We start from the raw sequence: 772 nt of genomic DNA on the forward strand, positions 1-772 counted from the left end.
GGGTCGTTACCAAACGCAAGATCGTATTCATCTTTCAGAGCTAGCAGACCAGCCATTGCGTATGGAGAAGAACAGTCCATACGAACCACGCCGTCCTTATCAAGCGACATGAACTGGAATGATGGGTCAATCGCTTCGCTGACCAAGGTCAGATCTAAGTTGTATGCTTGGCCGATTTGACGCCAGTAATCAATGCCGCTGCCACCAAGTGGATCCACACCAATTTTCAACTTCGATTTCTGGATCGCTTCCATATCGATAACATTTACTAAGTCATCGATGTAAGGCTTCACCAAATCCATCTCTACGAATAGCTCAGATGCTTTCGCTTCTGCTAGCGCTAGACGCTTCACATCTTTTAGGCCACCAGCAATGATCTCGTTCGCACGATCTTCAATCGCTTGAGTCAATTCTGCTTCTGCTGGACCGCCATGTGTTGGATTGTACTTAATACCGCCATCTTGTGGTGGATTATGAGACGGTGTGATAACGATGCCATCCGCTTTCTCATCATGCTTTAGATTGTAAGTTAAGATAGCGTGAGAAATGCCAGGTGTTGGAGTGTAGCCATTATCCTGCTGTACGATGACTTTTACACCATTCGCAATCAAAACTTCGATTACGCTTGAAAACGCAGGTTCTGACAACGCGTGGGTATCTTTGCCCACAAACAACGGCCCTGTAGTCCCCTGCTTGGCACGTACTTCTGCAACTGCTTGTGCGATAGCAAGAATGTGGTTTTCATTAAAAGTTTGCTTGTCTGCTGTGCCAC

1 pseudogene is annotated in these 772 nt (G+C 46.5%); it reads right to left on the bottom strand.

What is annotated here, in order from left to right:
* Positions 1-772 (bottom strand): annotated as a pseudogene (locus R8O11_RS26955) (phosphoglucomutase, alpha-D-glucose phosphate-specific); the annotation flags it as partial.

The sequence above is a fragment of the Vibrio sp. 1288 genome (assembly GCF_033344475.1).